Here is an 18090-nt window from a genome sequence, read left to right on the forward strand (position 1 = left end):
TTCACGGCTGTTGCTTCCAAAATTCTTCCAATCCTTCGTGAACGGCGGCTACGTCGTCCGGTGTGCCGAATACTTCAAAGCGGTACAGGTGGGGCACACCGCACTTCTGCGCGATGATGTCCCCGGCGAGGCAGAAGGCCTCACCGAAATTTGTGTTCCCGGCGCCGATGACGCCGCGGATGAGTGAGCGGTTGCGCTTGTCGTTCAGAAAGCGGATGACCTGGCGCGGCACTGCCGGCCCCAGGTCGCCGCCGCCGTAGGTGGGAACGACGAGCACATACGGATGCCGGGCCACGAGCGGCGCATCCTTGGCGTAGAGCGGGATGCGGGCGGCGGGCCTGCCGAGCTTCTCAACGAACCTCGCGGTGTTGCCCGAGATGCTGGAGAAGTAGACGATGTCCACGTCTCCGGCATCGAGCTCTTCGCCGGTGACCCGATCGGTCGTGCCGGCGGTGGACTCGCGAGTGGAATCAGCCTGAAGCAGCATGGGTTCCCCTTTTCGTGCGAGTTGAGCTGGTCGGCGCCCCCCAAGGCGCGGTGCTGGTTACGCCAGGCGTGCGGCGAGCTCGTTGATCTTGTCGGGGCGGAAGCCCGACCAGTGGTCCTCATCGGTGATGACGACGGGCGCCTGCAGGTAGCCGAGCGCCTTGACGGCCTCGAGTGCGTTCTCGTCGGCCGACAGGTCGAGGATGTTGTACTCGATGCCCTTGTTGTCCAGGGCGCGGTAGGTCGCGGTGCACTGCACGCAGGACGGCTTGGTGTAGACGGTGATTGCCATCGAAGAGGCCTCTCGTATCGTTCTCGTCGTTCAGGACCGTAGGCAAAGCTGTGCGAAATCCGTGGTGAAGACGTAGTTGAAATGTGGTGGAAATGCACCCGTAAAGTGCGAAGTTCTTTTCTAAGCGTTGTGCGATTGCTTGGACTTCAATACTACATCTAGTGATCCCCAATGGGAACAGCCACTACATGCGGGAATTACAATTATGTACTTATCCACCGACATTCCACCGGTTGTCAACAGGGCGGCACTGGCGAAGTCCGCAGGATTACGCGGTTGGGCCCGAAGTTATCCACAGGTCGGGCGCGCACAGGATTTTGCCCTGTGGAATCCGTTGCCGGGCGCGTCGATCACCCGGTCGGCCGATCCGTCCCCCCTATGGGGCTCAGGACTTGCGTTTACGCGAGACGACGAATCGCTGCAGCAGCACGAAGGCGAGGAGGATGCCGCCGGTGATGATCGTGGTGGCTTCCGGTGGGATGCCGCCGTCGCGGGTGATGAGCACATTCATCAGTCCGAGCACCAGGGCGCCGATCACGGAACCGAGCACAAAGCCGGCACCGCCGGTGAGTAGCGTCCCGCCGATGATGACGGCGGCGATGGCGTCGAGCTCCCAGCCCACCCCGGTGATGTTCTGCGCGATGCCGAGCTTCGAGGTGTACACCACCGCGGCCAGCCCTGCGAGGGTGCCGCTGATCACGTAGATCGACAGCTTTGTGCGCACCACAGGCAGGCCCATCAGCAAAGCCGACTGCTCCGAGCCGCCGATCGCGTAGACCGTGCGACCGAAACGGGTGCGGTGCAGCATGAAGAAGGCGACGATGACCACGAGTGCCGCGATGAGCACGTTGGGTGTCGTCACGAGGTCGTCGATCTTGGGTCCGTCGTAGACCTTCCACTGCGTGGACAGGGCGCGGATCACCGAGTCATCCGCCAACCGCTGCGGGGTGGTGCTGAGGATGGACGCGAGGCCGCGGGCGAGGAACATCATCGCGAGGGTCGCGATGAAGGGTTGCACGTTGAAGTACTGGATCAGCACCCCGGAGGCGACACCGAAGACCGAGCCGATCAGGATCATCAGCACAATCACGACGAGCGGATTCCAGCCGGCGTTGGCCAGCATCACGCCGACCAGGCTGCTGATGGCGATCACGGCTCCCACCGACAGGTCGATCCCGCCGGTGAGGATGACGAAGGTGAGACCCACCGCCAGGATGATCAGATACGCGTTGTTGATCAGCAGGTTCGAGATCGTGCTGAACGCCACGATCCGCCCGTAGGCGATCTCGCCGTAGATCAGCATGGCGATGAAGATCGCCACGGCGGCCAGGGTCGGCAGGGTTTCCAGGTTCGGCTTCATTCGCGACAGCAGCGAGGGTGCGGCCGGCCGATCGAGCTCGGTGATGGTCATGCCGGCACCGTTTCCTTTCGCGCCGTGATGACGCGGGTTCTGCGCCGGTTGAACATCGAACGCACCCTGGGTGACTGCAGGAGGCAGATGATCACGATGACGACGGCCTTGAAGGCCGGGGTCGCCGACGACGGGATGGACATGTAGACGATGGTCTTGTCGAGGGTCGCGATCAGCAGCGCCCCGATGATGCTGCCGGTGAGCGAGAACTTGCCTCCGGCCAGCGAGGTCCCACCGATGACCACGGCGAGGATCGCATCCATTTCGGCGGTCATCCCCGTTTTCGCCACCTCCACCGTCATGACGCTGGCGGTGCTGAAGATGCCGGCCACGCCGGCGAGCACGGCGCTCACGATGTAGACGGAGATGAGGATGCCGACCGGGCGGATCCCGGCCATCCGGGCGGCCTTGGGGTTGATGCCGATGGATTCGATCATCAGCCCGAGGGCGGTGCGGCGCACCAGGGCGGCCAGGACCGCCACGATCAGCACGGCGATCACGAACACCACCGGGAAGCCCAGGATGGTGCCGTTGGCAATCCAGCGGAACGGTTCGTTCGTCGCCGAGGTGTTCTGTCCCGATGTGATCACCTTGGCCAGGCCCCGGCCGGCGAGCATCATCACCAGGGTCGTGATGAACGGTTGCAGGCCCACGATCGAGACGAGGATGCCGTTCAACGTACCGAGCAGCGCGCTGATGCCGAGCGCCAGGAGCACGGCGACGGCCGCCGTGCCGAACGACCCTGTGCCGGTGTTCCGCATGAACTCCATCGAGACGGCACCGGCCACGGCCATCACCGACCCGACCGACAGGTCGATACCGCGGGTGGCGATGACCAGGGTCATGCCCACCGCGATCATCATGATCGGCGCGCTCGCGCGCAGGATGTCAATGACGTTGCCCGAGAGGTTACCGGTGGCGGCGTTGACCGACACCCCGAGGTACGCAGGGTTCTTGGTGAGATTGACGACGAGCAACAAAAGCAGGGCCACGATCGCCCAGACATACGGTTGGTGGAACAGCCCGCTGATGACACGGATGGCTGCGGACGGACGTGAGACGGGGGTGCTCATGCGCCGCTCCCTTCTGAAGCGATGAGATCGACGATGGCTTCGGCAGTCACGTCGGGTCCGTTGACGATCTCGCCGATCTTCCGACGGTCTTTCAGCACGATGATGCGCTCGCTGAGGCGCACGACTTCCTCCAGTTCAGACGAAATGAAGATCACCGACATGCCGTCATCGGCGAGCGCCACAATTGTCTCCTGAATCTCCGCCTTGGCCCCGACATCGATTCCGCGGGTCGGTTCGTCAAGGATCAGGAGCTCCGGCTGGGTGGCCAGCCAGCGGCCGAGCAGCACCTTCTGCTGGTTGCCGCCGGACAGATCCCGCACGGCCCGCTCCGGGTCGGCGGGGCGCACGTTCAGCTCCACCAGGTACTTGTCGCAGATCGCGGCCTGTTCCCGCCGGGACAGCGGCCGGGCCCAACCGCGGCGGGCCTGCACGGCCAGCACCAGGTTCTCCCGCACCGTGAGGTCGCCGACGATGCCCTCGTCGCGCCGGTTCTCGGTGGAGAAGGCGATCTTGCGCGCCAGGGCGCCGACCGGGCTGGTGACCTCGGCGGTTTTCCCGTCGATGGTCACGACGCCGGCGTCGGGTTTGTCGGCCCCGTAGATGAGCCGGCCGAGCTCGGTGCGGCCCGAACCGAGCAACCCGGCCAGGCCCACCACTTCGCCGGCGTGCACCTCGATGTCCACGGGTTCGATGGAACCCTTGCGGGTGAGGTCTTTTGCACTGTAATAAGGGGTGCCGCCCGAGCGCGCGGCCCGGGACCGCTGGGAACCCAGGGAGTTGAGGGCGTCCACGTCCTTGCCGATCATCTCGGAGATGAGCTGGTTGCGCGGCAGTGCGGCAGTTCGGTGTTCGCCGACGACGACACCGTTCCGCAGCACGGTGAGCCGGTCGCTGATCGCGTACACCTGATCGAGGAAGTGCGAGACGAAGAGGATGGCGACGCCCTCGTCGCGCAGGCGGCGGATGACCGTGAACAGGCCCTCAACCTCGTTGGCGTCCAGGCTGGAGGTCGGTTCGTCCAGGATCAGAACCGTGGAGTCGGTGACCATCGCGCGGCTGATCGCGACCAGCTGCTGCAGGGCGAGCGAGATGCTGGAGAGCGGTTGCTTGGGGTCGAGGTCGCCCAGGCCCAACCGGATCAGGGCCTCGTGGGCCGCCTCGTGGGTCTTGCGCCAATTGATGCCGACGGGTCCGCGCACCTCGTGGCCGAGCATCACGTTCTCCCCCACCGTGAGGTTGTCGCAGAGGTTGACCTCCTGATAGACGGTGGAGATGCCGGCGCTCTGCGCATCCGCGGTGCCCGCGAACCGTCGCGGAACGCCGCCGACGGTGATGGTGCCCGAGTCGATCTTGTACACACCGGTGAGCGCCTTGATGAGGGTGGATTTACCCGCCCCGTTCTCGCCCATCAGGGTATGCACTTCACCCGGGAAGAGTCGGAAGTTCACGTTCTGGAGAGCCTTGACCCCCGGGAACTCGATCGAGATGTTCTCCATCTCGACGATCGGCTCCGCCACTGCCGGCGCTGTCGCTGCCATTTCTCTGCCTGGTCCTGCCGGTGTGTCGGCCTCGAAAGTTGGGTTGCGTGGCGAACCTGCCACGAAGGGGGTGTTCGTTCCTGCGGCCGGTCGGCCGCAGGAACGAACACGCTGCCCGCGGATGTCGCGGGTCGGTGCTGCGGGTTAGTACTGGCGGTCGGGCAGGGCCGCGGTGGCCGCCTCGGGCGAATCGAATGTCGTGCTCGGCACGACGATGCTGGACTCGACGTCCTCGCCGGCCAGCGCCGCGTTGACAACCTCGATGGCGTCGTCTCCGAAGAGCGGGTTGTACTCGGCCACGAAGCTGAGGCGGCCGGCCGCGAGGGCCTCGAGGGCGGCCTGAGTGCCGTCGATGGTGATGATCTTCACGTCGGTGCCGGGGATGAGTCCGGCCTCCTCAACCGCGAGAGCCGCGCCCAGACCCATCTCGTCGTTCTGTGCGAAGACGAGCTGGATGTCGTTGCCGTTGGCCTTGAGCATGGTCTCGAAGACGCTCTTGGCCTCTTCGGTCGACCAGTTGGCCGACTGGCTCTCGAGCTTGGTCAGGTTGTCGGCGACGGCCTCGTCCCACCCCTTGTTGCGGTCGTTCACCACGGAAAGTCCGGGCGGGCCTTCGAGGACGACGTAGTTCGCGCCATCCGGGAACTGCTCGTTGGCCCATTCGGCGGCCGAGGCGCTGATGCCCACGTTGTCCGGAGCGATCCGGCTCGTGTAGAGGCTCTCGTCGTTCGGCTCGATACCGCGGTCAAGCAGCACCACCGGGATCTCGGCCTCCTGTGCACGCTCGAGCACGTCCTCCCAGCCCGTTGCCTCGGTGGCCGAGAGCAGGATCGCGTCAACACCCTCGTCGATGAACGAGGTGAACGCGGTGATCTGCGAGTTCTGGTCGCCGTTGCTGGACGGTGCGTACTTCAGGTCGAACCCGTTCTCTTTGGAGAACGCGTCCTGGATGTTCTGCTCGTTCGCGGTGCGCCAGCCGCCCTCGGGTCCGACGGCGACGAATCCGACGGTGGTGAGCTCGCCGCCGTCGTCACCGGATGCGGCCGGTTCGTCCGACCCCGACGAGCAGGCGACGAGACTGAAAGCCAGTGTTCCGGCCAGGGCCAGGCCCGTGAACGCGCGGAACCGTGATGTGGGTGCCATGTGATCTCCTCCTTGAGACCTGCCGGCACGAGCGTCGTGCCTGCAGTATGAATGTGTTCAGTGAACGGCTGCGGTGCTAGAGACGATGTGTGATCGCTAACAATTCGCTACTAGCCAGCCGCTTGATAGTTTCTGACTTCGATGTCGGGATCAATTGTTAGCCTTCACAATCGCTCGTTTCGGAGGCTATCCGCGGTGCGAGGGTGTTGTCAAGGGGTTTCCGCCGGGATCTGTTCCTGCGGGGAGCCTGTTGCGCCGAACGAGTTGTGAACCCTAACATTCAGGGGGACGAGGAGGTTCGCGACGTGCACGGAAGTAAAGCCGAACCGATCGTGGTGATGAGCGGCGTCACCGTCACGTTCCCGGGCGTCACCGCACTGGATTCCGTGGACTTCAGGCTGTTCCCCGGGGAGGTGCACTCGCTGCTGGGCGAGAACGGCGCGGGCAAGAGCACCCTGATCAAGGCGCTGACCGGTGTCTATCGCATCGATGGCGGCCGGATCGAGGTCGACGGGGTGAGCGTGGCCTTCACCAGCCCGGCCGACGCGCAGCGGTCCGGCGTGAGCACCGTGTACCAGGAGATCAACCTGCTGCCCAACCTCAGCGTTGCCGAGAACATCCTGCTCGGGCACGAGTCCCGCCGTCCGTGGGGTGGCATCGACTGGCCGGCGACACGTCGGCACGCCGGCGAGCTCCTACGGGGTATGAACCTCGAGATCGACCCGGCATCCACCCTGGCTGACCATTCACTGGCCGTGCAACAGCTCATCGCCATCACCAGGGCCGTTGCCGTGCAGCCCAAGGTGTTGATTCTCGACGAACCCACCTCGAGCCTGGACACCGACGAGGTGACGGAGCTTTTCAGGGTGATCGCCCACCTCAAGGAGTCCGGGGTGGCCATCCTGTTCATCTCGCACTTCCTCGAGCAGGTCTACGAGATCTCCGACAGGCTCACCGTGCTGCGCGACGGTCAACTCGTCGGCGAGTACCTCACCGATGAGCTGCTGCGGATCGACCTCGTGCAGAAGATGGTCGGCGCCGGGATGTCGGTGCTCTCCGAGATGCAGAATCGCACGAGTGAACGGGAGGTCGAGGAAGCGCTCGGCGGTGAACGGCCGCTGGTCAGCGCCATCGGCCTCGGCCGGGACGGCGCCCTCGCGCCGATCGACCTGGCCGTCTACGAGGGCGAGATCGTCGGCATGGCCGGTCTGCTCGGCTCCGGCCGCACCGAGCTGGCGCGGCTGCTGGCGGGTATCGACCGGCCGGACAGCGGCAGCGTGTCGGTCGACGGGGTCGCGCACAGGTTCCGGAGCCCCCGAGATGCGCTGAAACACCGCATCGCCTATGCCTCGGAGGACCGCCGTGCCGAGGGCATCATCGGGGACCTGACCGTGCGCGACAACATCGCGCTGGCCCTGCAGGCCGACCTGGGCTGGTTCCGTCGGATCTCCCGGAAACGGCAGGACGAACTCGCCGCCAGCTACATCCAGGCGCTGAACATCCGTCCGCCGAACCCGGAGGCGCTGGTGCGGCACCTCTCCGGGGGCAACCAGCAGAAGCTGCTCCTCGCCCGCTGGCTGGCCATCGCCCCCCGACTGCTGATCCTGGACGAGCCAACCAGGGGCATCGATATCGGCGCCAAGGCCGAGATCCAGAATCTGGTGACCGATCTGGCCGAGAACGGTCTCGCCGTGGTCTTCATCTCGGCCGAGCTCGAAGAGGTGTTGCGCATCAGCAACCGGGTCGCGATCCTGCGCGACCGCAAGAAGGTCGCCGACATCCGCAATCACGACCTGACCGTCGAACGGTTGCTCACCGTCATCGCCGACGGCGCCGACGATGACGAAGACGAGCATCGGGGGGCCGGGTTGTGACCGGGACCGCCGTGCTCCTGGCACTCACCGTCCAGGGCACTCGTCTAGAATCGGTGACACAACCCTGCATTACGTGGGCTGGCCGTATGTTCCGCGTGAGAATCGACCGCGGAGAAATGGGGCCCCGTCGCCCGCAGGGAGAGGTATCGCCGTGAGAGAGGAAACTCCCCGCCAGGCGACGATCTTCGACGTCGCGCGTCTCGCCGGGGTATCGCACCAGACGGTCTCCCGCGTGCTGAACGACCTGCCCAATGTGCGGCCGTCCACCCGGGTTCGGGTCGAGGAGGCCATCAAGAAGCTGCGGTATGTGCCCTCCCCCGCCGCGCGGGCTCTCGTGACCCGGCGGTCGCGCACCATCGGGTTGATCGCAACGGGCACGCCCGAATTCGGACCGGCGTCCACCCAGCTGTACTTCAACGCTGCCGCCAGGAAAGCGGCCTGGTCGGTCTTCACGGCCAGTCTGATCGACACCGAGCCGTCGGCGATCCGGGCCGTCGTCGAGGCGTTCCTCCGCCAGAACGTCGAAGGCATCGCCGTCATCACGAGCCGCCAAGGCGTCGTCGACGTTGTCGCCGGCATGGAGCTGGCCATCCCCGTTGTGGCGCTCGAGGCCACCTCCCGCACCGGCATCACCACGGTGGGGGCCAACCAGTACAGCGGAGCCCGGACCGCGGTGGCCTACCTGGCGGGGCTCGGCCACCGCAATATCGCGCACCTGGCCGGGCCGAGCGACTCGATCGACGCCAAGGAACGGGAGCGCGGTTGGCGCGACGAGCTGGCCTCCCGCGGCCTGCAGGCGCGCCGCATCGGCATCGGCGACTGGTCGCCGTCGGCGGGCTACAGCTTCGGCATGGCCTGCGACCTCGAGGGGCTCACGGCCATTTTCGTGTCGAACGACCAGATGGCGGTGGGGCTGATGCACGCCCTGTCCGATCGGGGCCGGTCGGTTCCCCGCGACGTCAGCATCGTCGGGTTCGACGATGTCCCCGAGGCGGAGCATCTGTCGCCCCCGCTCACCACCGTGCGCCAGGATTTCGAGCACATCGGACGGGACATGCTCAGCGTGTTGCTCGGACGCATCAACGGCGACGGTTCCCCGCTGCCGGCCTCCGTTCCCGCCCTCATCGAGCGCTCCTCCACCCGCCGGCTCGACGACTGAGCCCTTTCACCTCGGGAACCCCTCGAGCACACGGGATCTCCGTGGCGCGTCACGCTCAGGCGCGGGGCACCCCTCGCTCGGTGAGGAAAGCGTGAAACCGGGCCGGTGAGAGCGCGAGGTCCCACCCCCAGCGGTCGAAGCTGTTCACCCGGGCGCGCAAGGCGTCCTCGCGCTGCTTCTCCTGCCACACCACCGAACTCGGGTCGCGATCGCCCAGCACCGGTCCCACGCCGTACTTGAGGAACCCGTCGAATTCGCCGATCTTGCGCACCCGGCGCCAGAAGAAGTCCACCCAGGCAGTGCCGCCAAGGATGTCAGGAAAACACACCTGCAGCTCAGGCGCCGCGAAACCCAGCTGGAAGATGCGCACCCGGCTCAGCGTCTCCCCAGGGTTCGCCGCCAGCGGGTTCGCGAAGGCGATCACCCGTTCGGCCCGGCGCCGACCGGTTCGCGGGTTCACCCGTGCGAGCTCGCGGTAGAGGTCCTCCCTGGTCAGCGGCGGCCGGACCGGCACTTCACCGCGCCGCTCCCGCTCGGCGCGTTCCTGCTCAACACGCAGCGCGTGATCCACCATTGTCACCCCCACCAGAAAGGGCGACGATGCGGCCACATCCACCAGGGTTCGCGCAAGCGTGGTGACCCGGCATCCGTCGATCTCGTGTACCGCTTCCGGTACCGGCCCGCGGTGGCTGGTGGTGAATCGGGCATTGCTGCCCCCGCTGGCGCCAGGTGTAACAATGTGCACGGTGGACGGCCATCGGCCGATGATCGGGAGGCCGCGCAGGACGGCCGCTGAGTGATGCGACAGCACGGGGGGATTGCCGGCGACCAGCGCGGTCGCTCGAACCATGAGACGGTATCGCTCGTCGACGTTTGAAGCGCGCCATCGCTCCCCCGTGACGTACACGCCACGCCGAATACTGTGCAGCACGCCCTCGCGGCACAGCCTTGTGAAGCTGTGCGGCAACACCCCGGCCTCCCCTAGGGCATCAGCCGGGAGCAGCCCGCCAAACCGTAGACCCACGACATTCGCGAGGCGGAGGGCAGGGTCGACGGCGGTGAGGGCTCCACCGGCGGCCGGCGGCTCGTGGGCGAAGGATCGATCGGATGATGAGGGCTGGGCTGTGACCATGCTGCAGGTTCCTTCTTCGCGGCACGACACTCGGTCCTAGCCCCGCAAGTGGTGCAGTATCCATCGCGCCGCACCCTGTGGAGGGCGGCCCGACGGCGCAGTGCACAGAGCGCCAGAACATCTATTCCATTCCACCCCGGCCCTCGTGGCGCAGGTTTGTGCTCGCAGCGCAGGCTAATGCGCCGCATACCCTGCGCCACGAGGAGGAAGGTGCGCCACGAGAAGGAAGGTGCGCCACGAGGCCTGGCGCGGATGTCGGCGGGCCGCCGCGCAATGCGGGGCGCGCAAAAGACCGCCGGCCCCGCGTCCGAAGAGGAGGCGGGGCCGGCGGCCGGATGGAGCGTGGTGCCTAGCGGCCGCCGGAGCGGCGCTTGTTGTAGACGTCGAAGGCGACGGCCAGGAGGAGCACGAGGCCCTTCACGGCCTGCTGCCACTCGATGCCGATACCCATGATCGACATGCCGTTGTTCAGCACACCGATGATCAGACCACCGATGATGGCGCCACCGATGGTGCCGACACCACCCTGCACGGCCGCGCCACCGATGAAGGCGGCGGAGATGGCCTCGAGCTCGAAGCCGTCACCGGCCTTCGGGCCGGCCAGGTTCAGGCGGGCGGTGAAGATCAGGCCGGCGAGGGCAGCGAGCACGCCCATGTTCACGAACAGCCAGAACGTCACGTTGCGGGTCTTGACGCCCGACAGCTCAGCGGCGTGCAGGTTGCCACCGATCGCGTAGATGTGACGACCGAAGACGCTGCGGTTCATGATGATGCCGTAGACCAGGATGAGCACGGCCAGCACGATCAGGGTGACCGGGATGCCCTTGTACGAGGCGAGGGCGTAGGCGAACATGCCGATACCGACGGTGATCAGCACGAGCTTGCCGACGAACCAGACCAGCGGCTCGACCTCCTGGCCGTAGGCGGCACGGCCACGACGGGTGCGCACCTGCTGCACGATCAGGGCGATGATCGCCAGTGCGGCGACACCCAGGGTGAGCGGGTCCAGCTCGAACTCGCCGAAGACATCCGTGAGGAAGCCGTTGCCGAGTGCGCGGTATTCGCCGGGGAACGAGCCGATGTTCGCGTTGCCGAGCACCACGAGGGCGAGGCCACGGAAGATGAGCATGCCGGCCAGGGTCACGATGAAGGCGGGAATGCCCACGAACGCGATCCAGAAGCCCTGCCACACACCCACGAGCGCACCGACGAGGAGCGAGAGGATGATCGACAGCCACCAGGGCAGGCCCCAGGTCACGGCGAACACACCGGACACGGCACCGACGAAGGCGGCGACCGAACCGACCGACAGGTCGATGTGGCCGGCGATGATGACCATCACCATGCCGACCGCGAGAACGAGGATGTACCCGTTCTGCACGATCAGGTTCGAGATGTTCTGCGGCCGCAGCAGGATGCCGTCGGTCAGGAAGCTGAACAGCACGACCACCACGATCAGTGCGACGAAGATGCCGTTCTTGCCGAGGTCGGCGATGACATGGCTGAACCAGGCCGCCGCTTTGGAGTTGCTGGGATTGACTTGTGCACCTTCGGGCGTGTTGCTCGCCGGCTTGGTATCGAGATCACTCATTTTGACGTTTCTCCTATTCCGATAGCGCCGACGCTAACGGGCCTTTTCCATGGTCATGTGCTTGATAAGGGTCTCCGGGGTGGCATCGTCGATCGGGAATTCTCCCGTGATGCGTCCCTCGGAGAGGGTGTAGATGCGGTCGCAGATGCCGATCAGCTCCGGCAGCTCCGACGAGATCACGATGACGCCCTTGCCCTGTGCGGCGAGGGCGTTGATGATCGCGTAGATCTCGTACTTGGCGCCCACGTCGATGCCGCGGGTGGGTTCGTCCAGAATCAGCACGTCGGGGTTCGAGTAGATCCACTTCGACAGCACGACCTTCTGCTGGTTGCCGCCGGAGAGTTTCCCGGTTTTGGCCAGCACGGTCGGCGCCTTGATGTTCATGCTCGTGCGGTACTCGTTGGCAACCTTGAACTCTTCGTTGTCATCGACCAGTCCGCCCTTGACGAGCTTGCCCAGCGAGGCCATCGAGATGTTGCGCTTGATGTCCTCGATGAGGTTGAGGCCGTAGGTCTTGCGGTCCTCGGTGGCGTACGCGATGCCGTTGTCGATCGCCTCGGTGACCGTGCGGGTCTTGATCTCCTTGCCGGCCTTGAACACCTTGCCGGTGATGCGGCTGCCGTAGGTGCGGCCGAACAGGCTCATCGCGAACTCGGTGCGACCGGCGCCCATGAGCCCGGCGATGCCCACGATCTCGCCACGGCGCACGTTCAGGTTGACGTTGTCGACCATGACCCTGGTCGGGTCCTGGGGGTGGTGCGCGGTCCAGTCCTCGACCCGCAGGATTTCCTCGCCGATGTTCGGCGTGTGGTCCGGGTAGCGGTGCTCGAGGTCGCGGCCGACCATGTCCTTGATGATGCGGTCTTCGGTCACGTCGACCTTGTCGATGGTCTCGATGGCCTTGCCGTCGCGGATGACCGTGACGGCGTCGGAGACCTTCTTGATCTCGTTCAGCTTGTGGCTGATGATGATGGACGTGATGCCCTGACCCTTGAGGTGCAGCATCAGGTTGAGCAGGTGGTCCGAGTCCTCGTCGTTGAGGGCGGCCGTCGGCTCGTCCAGGATGAGTAGCTTCACCCGCTTGGAGAGCGCCTTGGCGATCTCCACGAGCTGCTGCTTGCCGACGCCGATGTCCATGATCTTGGTCGTGGGGTTCTCCCGCAGGCCCACGCGGGCGAGCAGCTTGACGGCTTCGGTGTTGGTCTTGTTCCAGTCGATCAGGCCCAAGGCGCCGCGCTGTTCGTTGTTGAGGAAGATGTTCTCCGCGATGGAGAGGTAGGGACTCAGTGCGAGTTCCTGGTGGATGATGACGATGCCCTTGGCTTCGCTGTCCCTGATGTCCTTGAATTCAACGACCTCGTCTTCGAAGACGATGTCGCCGGTGTAGGTGCCGTGCGGGTAAACGCCGCTGAGCACCTTCATCAGCGTGGACTTGCCCGCGCCGTTCTCACCGCAGATGGCGTGAACTTCGCCGCGAGCGACGTTGAGCGTCACGTCCTGCAGCGCCTTGACGCCGGGGAAGGTCTTGGTAATACCGCGCATCTCGAGGATGTTGGTGGTCACGTGCGTTCCTTTCTGAGGTCTAATACGTTGTGGTGACCGGCCGGCGGGGCGGGTGGCCCCGCCGGCCGGTCACGAACACGTGACTCTTAGCCGTCGATCTCGGCCTGGGTCCAGTAGCCGGTGTCAACCAGCTCTTCCGTGATGTTGTCCTTGATCACGATCGAGGAGTCGAGGAGGTAGGAGTCCACAACCTTCACGCCGTTGTCGTAATCTTCGGTGTTGTTGATCTCCGGCTCGTCACCGTTCAGCAGGGCGAGGGTCATCGAAACGGCGACCTCGGCCAGCTTGCGGGTGTCCTTGAAGATCGTGCCGTACTGCTCGCCGGCGACGATGGCCTTGACCGAGTCGAGCTCGGCGTCCTGGCCGGAAATCGCGGGCCATTCCGGGCCCACCGTGTAGCCGGAGCCCTCGAGGGCAGAAATGATGCCTCGCGAGATGCCGTCGTACGGGGAGAGCACGCCGTTGACAACGCTGCCGTCAGAGTACGTCGACGTCAGGATGTTCTCCATGCGGCTCTGTGCCTCTTCGCCGTCCCAACGCAGGGTTGCAACCTGCTCGATATCGGTCTGGCCGCTCTTGACCACGATGGTCTTGGCGTCGATCAGCGGCTGGAGGACATCCATCGCGCCGTCGTAGAAGAAGAACGCGTTGTTGTCGTCCAGCGAACCGGCGAACAGCTCAACGTTGAACGGGCCGGCCGGGGCACCCTCGATGGGCGTTCCGTCCAGCTCGACCAGGCCGAGGCCGTTCAGCAACGACCAGGCCTGCTGCTGGCCGACCTTGAAGTTGTCGAACGAGGCGTAGTAGTTGACGTTCTCGGTGTCGCGGATCAGGCGGTCGTAGGCGATGACGGGGATGTCGGCGTCTGCGGCGTCCTGGAGCACGCTGGTGAGGGTGGTGCCGTCGATGGAGGCGACGATCAGGGCCTTGGCGCCCTTGGTGATCATGTTCTCGATCTGCGAAACCTGCATGGGGATGTCGTCCTCTGCGTACTGCAGGTCGACGGTGAAGCCCTCGGCTTCGAGCTGTTCCTTGACGGCGTTACCGTCGTTGATCCAGCGCTCGGAGGACTTCGTGGGCATTGCGACGCCGACGAGTCCGCCGTCGCCCTCGCCGGAGTCTCCTCCGCTGGAGCAGGCTGCCAGGGAAACGAGCATGGCTCCGGCTGCCAGTGTCGCGAGAAAAGCTTTCTTCTTCACTGTGGTTCCTTTCATATTTTCAATCGACTTTGATGTCAAATGGGTCAAGTGAGTGGTGCGTGTGTGATTTACAAGCCTTGCGCCAGACGGTAGTACGCCTGGTTCCAACGCACCTCGCGGGAGAAGTCCCGCAGGGTGGTGGTCTCATCGATCACGAGAAGCTCGGTGTGAGCGATCTCGGCGAAATCCTGGAACACCTCGATGCCGACGGCTGTCGACATGACGGTGTGGTGGGCGGCGCCGGCGGTGAGCCAGGCGGCGGCTGAGGTGGCGAAGTCCGGTGCGGGCTTCCAGACGGCACGGCCGACGGGCAGCTTGGGCAGGGCCTCGGTGGGTTCGACGACCTCGACGACGTTCGCGGTGAGGCGGAACCTGTCGCGCATGTCGCTCATCGCGACGACGACGGCGGGGCCGGGGGCGGCGTTGAAGACCAGGCGCACCGGGTCCTCCTTGCCGCCGATGCCCAGCGGGTGGATCTCCAGGGTCGGCTTCTCGGTGGCCAGGGACGGGCTGACCTCGAGCATGTGGGCGCCGAGGATGAGTTCGGCGCCGGGGGTGAGGTCGTAGGTGTAGTCCTCCATCAGGCTGGCGCCGCCGGGCAGGCCGGAGCCCATCACGTTGGCCACCCGGACCAGGATCGCGGTCTTCCAGTCGCCTTCGGCGCCGAAGCCGTAGCCCTGGGCCATCAGGCGTTGCACGGCCAGGCCGGGCAGCTGCTTGAGGGTGCCGAGGTCTTCGAAGTTGGTGGTGAAGGCGCTGAAGCCGCCGGCTTCGAGGAAGGACTTCAGGCCGATTTCGATCGCGGCGCCGTAGCGGAGCGACTCGTGCCGGTCGCCACCCACGCGCAGTTCGGGGGCGACGTCGTAGAGGGTCTCGTATTCGGCCACGAGCGCGTCGATGTCGGCATCCGTGGCGGCGTGCACGACGTCGGCGAGTTCGTTGACCGACCAGGTGTTCACCTGCACGCCGAAACGCAGTTCGGCTTCGGTCTTGTCACCCTCGGTGACGGCGACGTAGCGCATGTTGTCGCCGAACCGGGCCAGTTTCATGCTGTTGGACGCGGCCCAGCCGGCGGCGGCGCGGGTCCAGGTGCCGATGGAGGCGCTGACGACGGGGTTGGAGACGTGGCCGACGACGGTCTTGCGGGACACCCCGAGGCGGGTCTGGATGTAGCCGAACTCGCGGTCGCCGTGGGCGGCCTGGTTCAGGTTCATGAAGTCGAAGTCGATCTCGGCCCAGGGCAGTTCGACGTTGGCCTGGGTGTGCAGGTGCAGCAGCGGCTTGGTCAGCGCGTTCAGGCCGCCGATCCACATCTTCGCCGGCGAGAACGTGTGCATCCAGGCGATCAGGCCGATCACCGTGTCGTCACTGTTCGCGTCGAGGGCGGCGCGACGGATGGACTCGGCGTCCTTGAGCACCGGCTTCCAGACGACCTTCACCGGAACATCGCTGGAGGCGTTGAGGGCGTCGGCGATCGTCTGGGACTGCTCGGCGACCTGGCGCAGGGTCTCTTCGCCGTAGAGGTTCTGGCTGCCGGTGAGGAACCAGACTTCGTAGGAGTCGAGGGAGCTGGAGAGAACTGGCATTACTTGAGTGCTCCTTGCGGTGCTTGTCCGTAGACGTTCTGGTAGCGGTTGAAGAGGGAATCGATCGCTTCTTGCGGAATCGGGATGAGGGGGCCGCCCTGGCGGGCCAGGTGCACGGTGCGGGCGACGTCTTCGACCATCACGGCGGCCTTGACCGCGTCGCGGGCATCCTTACCGATCGTGAACGGGCCGTGGTTCTGCATCAGCACCGCCCGGGAGCGGTGCCCGGCCAGAGCCTCGACGATGCCCTGACCGATGGTGTCATCGCCGATGATCGCGAACCGGCCCACCGGAATCGGCCCACCGAACTCATCCGCCATCGCCGTGATCACGCAGGGGATCTCTTCGCCACGTGCGGCCCAGGCGGTGGCATAGGTCGAGTGCGTGTGCACCACACCGCCGACCTCGGGCATGTTCCGGTACACATAGGCGTGCGCGGCCGTGTCACTGGACGGCGACCGGTCCGAGCCGGGCGTCTCCGGGACGACGGCGCCGTCCAGATCGCAGAGAATCATGTTCTCCGGCGCCAGATCGGCGTAATCCACACCGCTCGGCTTGATCACGAACAGGTCAGCGCCGGGCACCCGACCCGACACGTTGCCGCCGGTCCACACCACCAGGCCGTTGCTGGTCAGCTCACCGTGCAGACGAGCGATGTCCGCGCGGACACGGGCGATGGCCACCTCGATCTGCGGGCCGAAGGTGCTCACGCCGGCACCGCTGCGATCTCGACAGCGGCCCGGTAGTCGATTCCGATGACGTAGGCGGGAGCGGCCTGTGCGGCGCGCTGCGCGGTGGACATGCTCACAGAATCGACTCCCTTGTCTGAGGTGGTGCGGGTGATGCTCCAGATGTGAACGGTCACATTGTTGACCTCATGTTAGCCGCATCTGGGAATCCTGTGTCAAGTTCGGTTTGTCACTATTGGGTAACAGCAGTGATCGGGGCCCGACCGGACTCCCGACGGACGCAGGTCAGAACGCGGGCGGGCCCGTGGATGCGCGCACGACGAGCTCGGGAATGATGGCTTCGCGGTGCTCTCCGGGTCCGGGGCTGATGTCATCGAGCAGCAGCGCCATGCAGCGGCGGCCGAGTTCGGGGAAGTCCTGCCGCACCGTCGTGAGTGGTGGCCAGAAATGTGCCGCTTCCGGAATATCATCGAAGCCGACCACACTGACGTCGCCGGGGATGCTCAGTCCGGCGTCCCTGATGGCGTGCATCAGGCCCAGCGCCATCTGGTCGTTCGACGAGAAGATGGCGGTGAAGTCACGCACCCGTAACAGCTCGCGGCCGGCGTGGTAGCCGAAGTCGGCGGTCCAGTCGCCCAGGATGGGCGCGGTTGTCGGCACATCCATCGCCCCCATCTCGTCGAGGAAGCCGCGCATGCGCGCCTCGGCCTCGATCCAGTCCTGCGGGCCGGCCAGATGGTAGATGTTGCGATGACCCAGGTCGATGAGGTGCCGCGTCGCCGCCCGGGCGCCGGAGATCTGGTCGAAGGACAGGCCGTGTTCGTTCAGGCTCCCGGTGGACTGCAGGGTCACATAGGGCACGGCGATGGAGAGCTGTTCGAGAACGTCGAAGACCCGCATCTGCGGGGCGATCACGACGATGCCCTCCACGGACTGCAGCATCAGGTGGTCGAGAGCCGCCTCAATGGTTTCGGGGTCGACGGAGGTGAGATTGGCGGTGTTGACGTAGTAGCCGGCTTCGCGGGCGGCATCCTGGATGGCGGCGATGCTGCTGGCCGGACCGTACTGGGAGCTAGACGCCGAAAGCACCCCGATGGTGCGGGAGGTGCCGCGGGACAGCGCGCGGGCGGCCCGGTTGGGGCGGTACTGCAGGTCGTCCATGACCTGCTGCACGCGGGCCTTGGTCGAATCGCGGATGCTCGGATGGTTGTTGAGCACCCGGGAGACCGTCTGGTGCGATACCCCGGCAAGGCGCGCGACATCCCGGATGCTGGGTGCGCGACTCTTGGGCAGATCAGCTGGCACGGGAGGAGGCCTCGTTCGAATGTGCACGGTCACAATTGTGGACGCATCC

16 protein-coding genes are annotated in these 18090 nt (G+C 65.6%); 2 read left to right on the forward strand and 14 right to left on the reverse strand.

The window, feature by feature from the left end; genetic code table 11:
- Window position 1: 1 nt before the first annotated feature.
- The 6 genes from nrdI to CXY76_RS08780 form a co-directional block, all read right to left on the reverse strand.
- Complete coding sequence (gene nrdI / locus CXY76_RS08755; RefSeq protein ID WP_104163848.1) at window positions 2–487, reverse strand: class Ib ribonucleoside-diphosphate reductase assembly flavoprotein NrdI; 486 nt, start codon at window positions 485–487, stop codon at window positions 2–4.
- A gap of 57 nt (window positions 488–544) precedes the next feature.
- Window positions 545–778 carry a glutaredoxin-like protein NrdH gene (gene nrdH, locus CXY76_RS08760; RefSeq protein WP_066592430.1) on the reverse strand — a complete coding sequence of 78 codons (234 nt, stop codon included), beginning with the start codon at window positions 776–778 and terminating at the stop codon, window positions 545–547.
- Between the two features lie 385 nt (window positions 779–1163).
- Window positions 1164–2189, reverse strand: a complete 1026-nt coding sequence (locus tag CXY76_RS08765) for a sugar ABC transporter permease (RefSeq protein ID WP_104163849.1) — start codon at window positions 2187–2189, stop codon at window positions 1164–1166.
- Window positions 2186–3262 (reverse strand): ABC transporter permease, encoded by a 1077-nt coding sequence (locus CXY76_RS08770; RefSeq protein WP_104163850.1) that lies wholly within the window; start codon window positions 3260–3262, stop codon window positions 2186–2188. The genes CXY76_RS08765 and CXY76_RS08770 overlap by 4 nt, the downstream gene beginning before the upstream one ends.
- Complete coding sequence (locus CXY76_RS08775) at window positions 3259–4800, reverse strand: sugar ABC transporter ATP-binding protein (RefSeq protein ID WP_104163851.1); 1542 nt, start codon at window positions 4798–4800, stop codon at window positions 3259–3261. The genes CXY76_RS08770 and CXY76_RS08775 overlap by 4 nt, the downstream gene beginning before the upstream one ends.
- Window positions 4801–4944: 144 nt before the next feature.
- The gene (locus CXY76_RS08780) at window positions 4945–5943 is read right to left on the reverse strand and encodes an ABC transporter substrate-binding protein (protein WP_104163852.1); all 999 of its coding nucleotides are present in this window, start codon (window positions 5941–5943) and stop codon (window positions 4945–4947) included.
- Between the two features lie 338 nt (window positions 5944–6281).
- Here CXY76_RS08780 and CXY76_RS08785 point away from each other — a divergent pair, with 338 nt between their 5' ends.
- On the forward strand, window positions 6282–7817 hold the full coding sequence (locus CXY76_RS08785; RefSeq protein WP_104163926.1) for a sugar ABC transporter ATP-binding protein: 1536 nt from the start codon (window positions 6282–6284) through the stop codon (window positions 7815–7817).
- A 151-nt stretch (window positions 7818–7968) separates the two neighbouring features.
- On the forward strand, window positions 7969–8976 hold the full coding sequence (locus CXY76_RS08790; RefSeq protein ID WP_199190244.1) for a LacI family DNA-binding transcriptional regulator: 1008 nt from the start codon (window positions 7969–7971) through the stop codon (window positions 8974–8976).
- Between the two features lie 55 nt (window positions 8977–9031).
- On the opposite strand, the gene CXY76_RS08795 is transcribed toward CXY76_RS08790, so the two are convergent.
- The 8 genes from CXY76_RS08795 to CXY76_RS08825 all read right to left on the reverse strand — a co-directional run bounded on the left by CXY76_RS08795 (window position 9032) and on the right by CXY76_RS08825 (window position 18041).
- Complete coding sequence (locus CXY76_RS08795) at window positions 9032–9946, reverse strand: hypothetical protein (RefSeq protein ID WP_146073414.1); 915 nt, start codon at window positions 9944–9946, stop codon at window positions 9032–9034.
- A gap of 511 nt (window positions 9947–10457) precedes the next feature.
- Window positions 10458–11699: a multiple monosaccharide ABC transporter permease gene (gene mmsB, locus CXY76_RS08800; RefSeq protein ID WP_104163855.1), complete on the reverse strand. Its 1242-nt coding sequence runs from the start codon at window positions 11697–11699 to the stop codon at window positions 10458–10460.
- Between the two features lie 33 nt (window positions 11700–11732).
- Entirely contained in the window at window positions 11733–13262 is a 1530-nt protein-coding gene (gene mmsA, locus CXY76_RS08805) for a multiple monosaccharide ABC transporter ATP-binding protein (RefSeq protein ID WP_104163856.1), read from the reverse strand.
- Between the two features lie 86 nt (window positions 13263–13348).
- A complete protein-coding gene (gene chvE, locus CXY76_RS08810) occupies window positions 13349–14476 on the reverse strand; it encodes a multiple monosaccharide ABC transporter substrate-binding protein (protein WP_104163857.1) in 1128 nt (375 codons plus the stop codon).
- A gap of 53 nt (window positions 14477–14529) precedes the next feature.
- The gene (gene araA / locus CXY76_RS08815; protein WP_104163858.1) at window positions 14530–16047 is read right to left on the reverse strand and encodes an L-arabinose isomerase; all 1518 of its coding nucleotides are present in this window, start codon (window positions 16045–16047) and stop codon (window positions 14530–14532) included.
- Window positions 16047–16757 carry an L-ribulose-5-phosphate 4-epimerase gene (locus CXY76_RS08820; RefSeq protein WP_104163859.1) on the reverse strand — a complete coding sequence of 237 codons (711 nt, stop codon included), beginning with the start codon at window positions 16755–16757 and terminating at the stop codon, window positions 16047–16049. The genes araA and CXY76_RS08820 overlap by 1 nt, the downstream gene beginning before the upstream one ends.
- Window positions 16754–16912, reverse strand: coding sequence for a hypothetical protein (locus CXY76_RS19405; protein WP_158253870.1), 159 nt, complete (start codon window positions 16910–16912; stop codon window positions 16754–16756). Before CXY76_RS19405 ends, CXY76_RS08820 begins: the two co-directional genes overlap by 4 nt.
- A 109-nt stretch (window positions 16913–17021) precedes the next feature.
- Window positions 17022–18041 (reverse strand): LacI family DNA-binding transcriptional regulator, encoded by a 1020-nt coding sequence (locus CXY76_RS08825; RefSeq protein ID WP_233199665.1) that lies wholly within the window; start codon window positions 18039–18041, stop codon window positions 17022–17024.
- Between the last annotated feature and the right edge of the window lie 49 nt (window positions 18042–18090).

This window comes from Cryobacterium sp. N22, assembly GCF_002929555.1.
GTDB lineage: Bacteria > Actinomycetota > Actinomycetes > Actinomycetales > Microbacteriaceae > Cryobacterium.

What these genes read in the sequence shown, in the direction of transcription:
- nrdI (WP_104163848.1), bottom strand. Translation starts at nt 487, where the DNA reads ATGCTGCTTCAGGCTGATTCCACTCGCGAGTCCACCGCCGGCACGACC.
- nrdH (WP_066592430.1), bottom strand. Translation starts at nt 778, where the DNA reads ATGGCAATCACCGTCTACACCAAGCCGTCCTGCGTGCAGTGCACCGCG.
- CXY76_RS08765 (WP_104163849.1), bottom strand. Translation starts at nt 2,189, where the DNA reads ATGACCATCACCGAGCTCGATCGGCCGGCCGCACCCTCGCTGCTGTCG.
- CXY76_RS08770 (WP_104163850.1), bottom strand. Translation starts at nt 3,262, where the DNA reads ATGAGCACCCCCGTCTCACGTCCGTCCGCAGCCATCCGTGTCATCAGC.
- CXY76_RS08775 (WP_104163851.1), bottom strand. Translation starts at nt 4,800, where the DNA reads ATGGCAGCGACAGCGCCGGCAGTGGCGGAGCCGATCGTCGAGATGGAG.
- CXY76_RS08780 (WP_104163852.1), bottom strand. Translation starts at nt 5,943, where the DNA reads ATGGCACCCACATCACGGTTCCGCGCGTTCACGGGCCTGGCCCTGGCC.
- CXY76_RS08785 (WP_104163926.1), top strand. Translation starts at nt 6,282, where the DNA reads ATGAGCGGCGTCACCGTCACGTTCCCGGGCGTCACCGCACTGGATTCC.
- mmsB (WP_104163855.1), bottom strand. Translation starts at nt 11,699, where the DNA reads ATGAGTGATCTCGATACCAAGCCGGCGAGCAACACGCCCGAAGGTGCA.
- chvE (WP_104163857.1), bottom strand. Translation starts at nt 14,476, where the DNA reads ATGAAAGGAACCACAGTGAAGAAGAAAGCTTTTCTCGCGACACTGGCA.
- araA (WP_104163858.1), bottom strand. Translation starts at nt 16,047, where the DNA reads ATGCCAGTTCTCTCCAGCTCCCTCGACTCCTACGAAGTCTGGTTCCTC.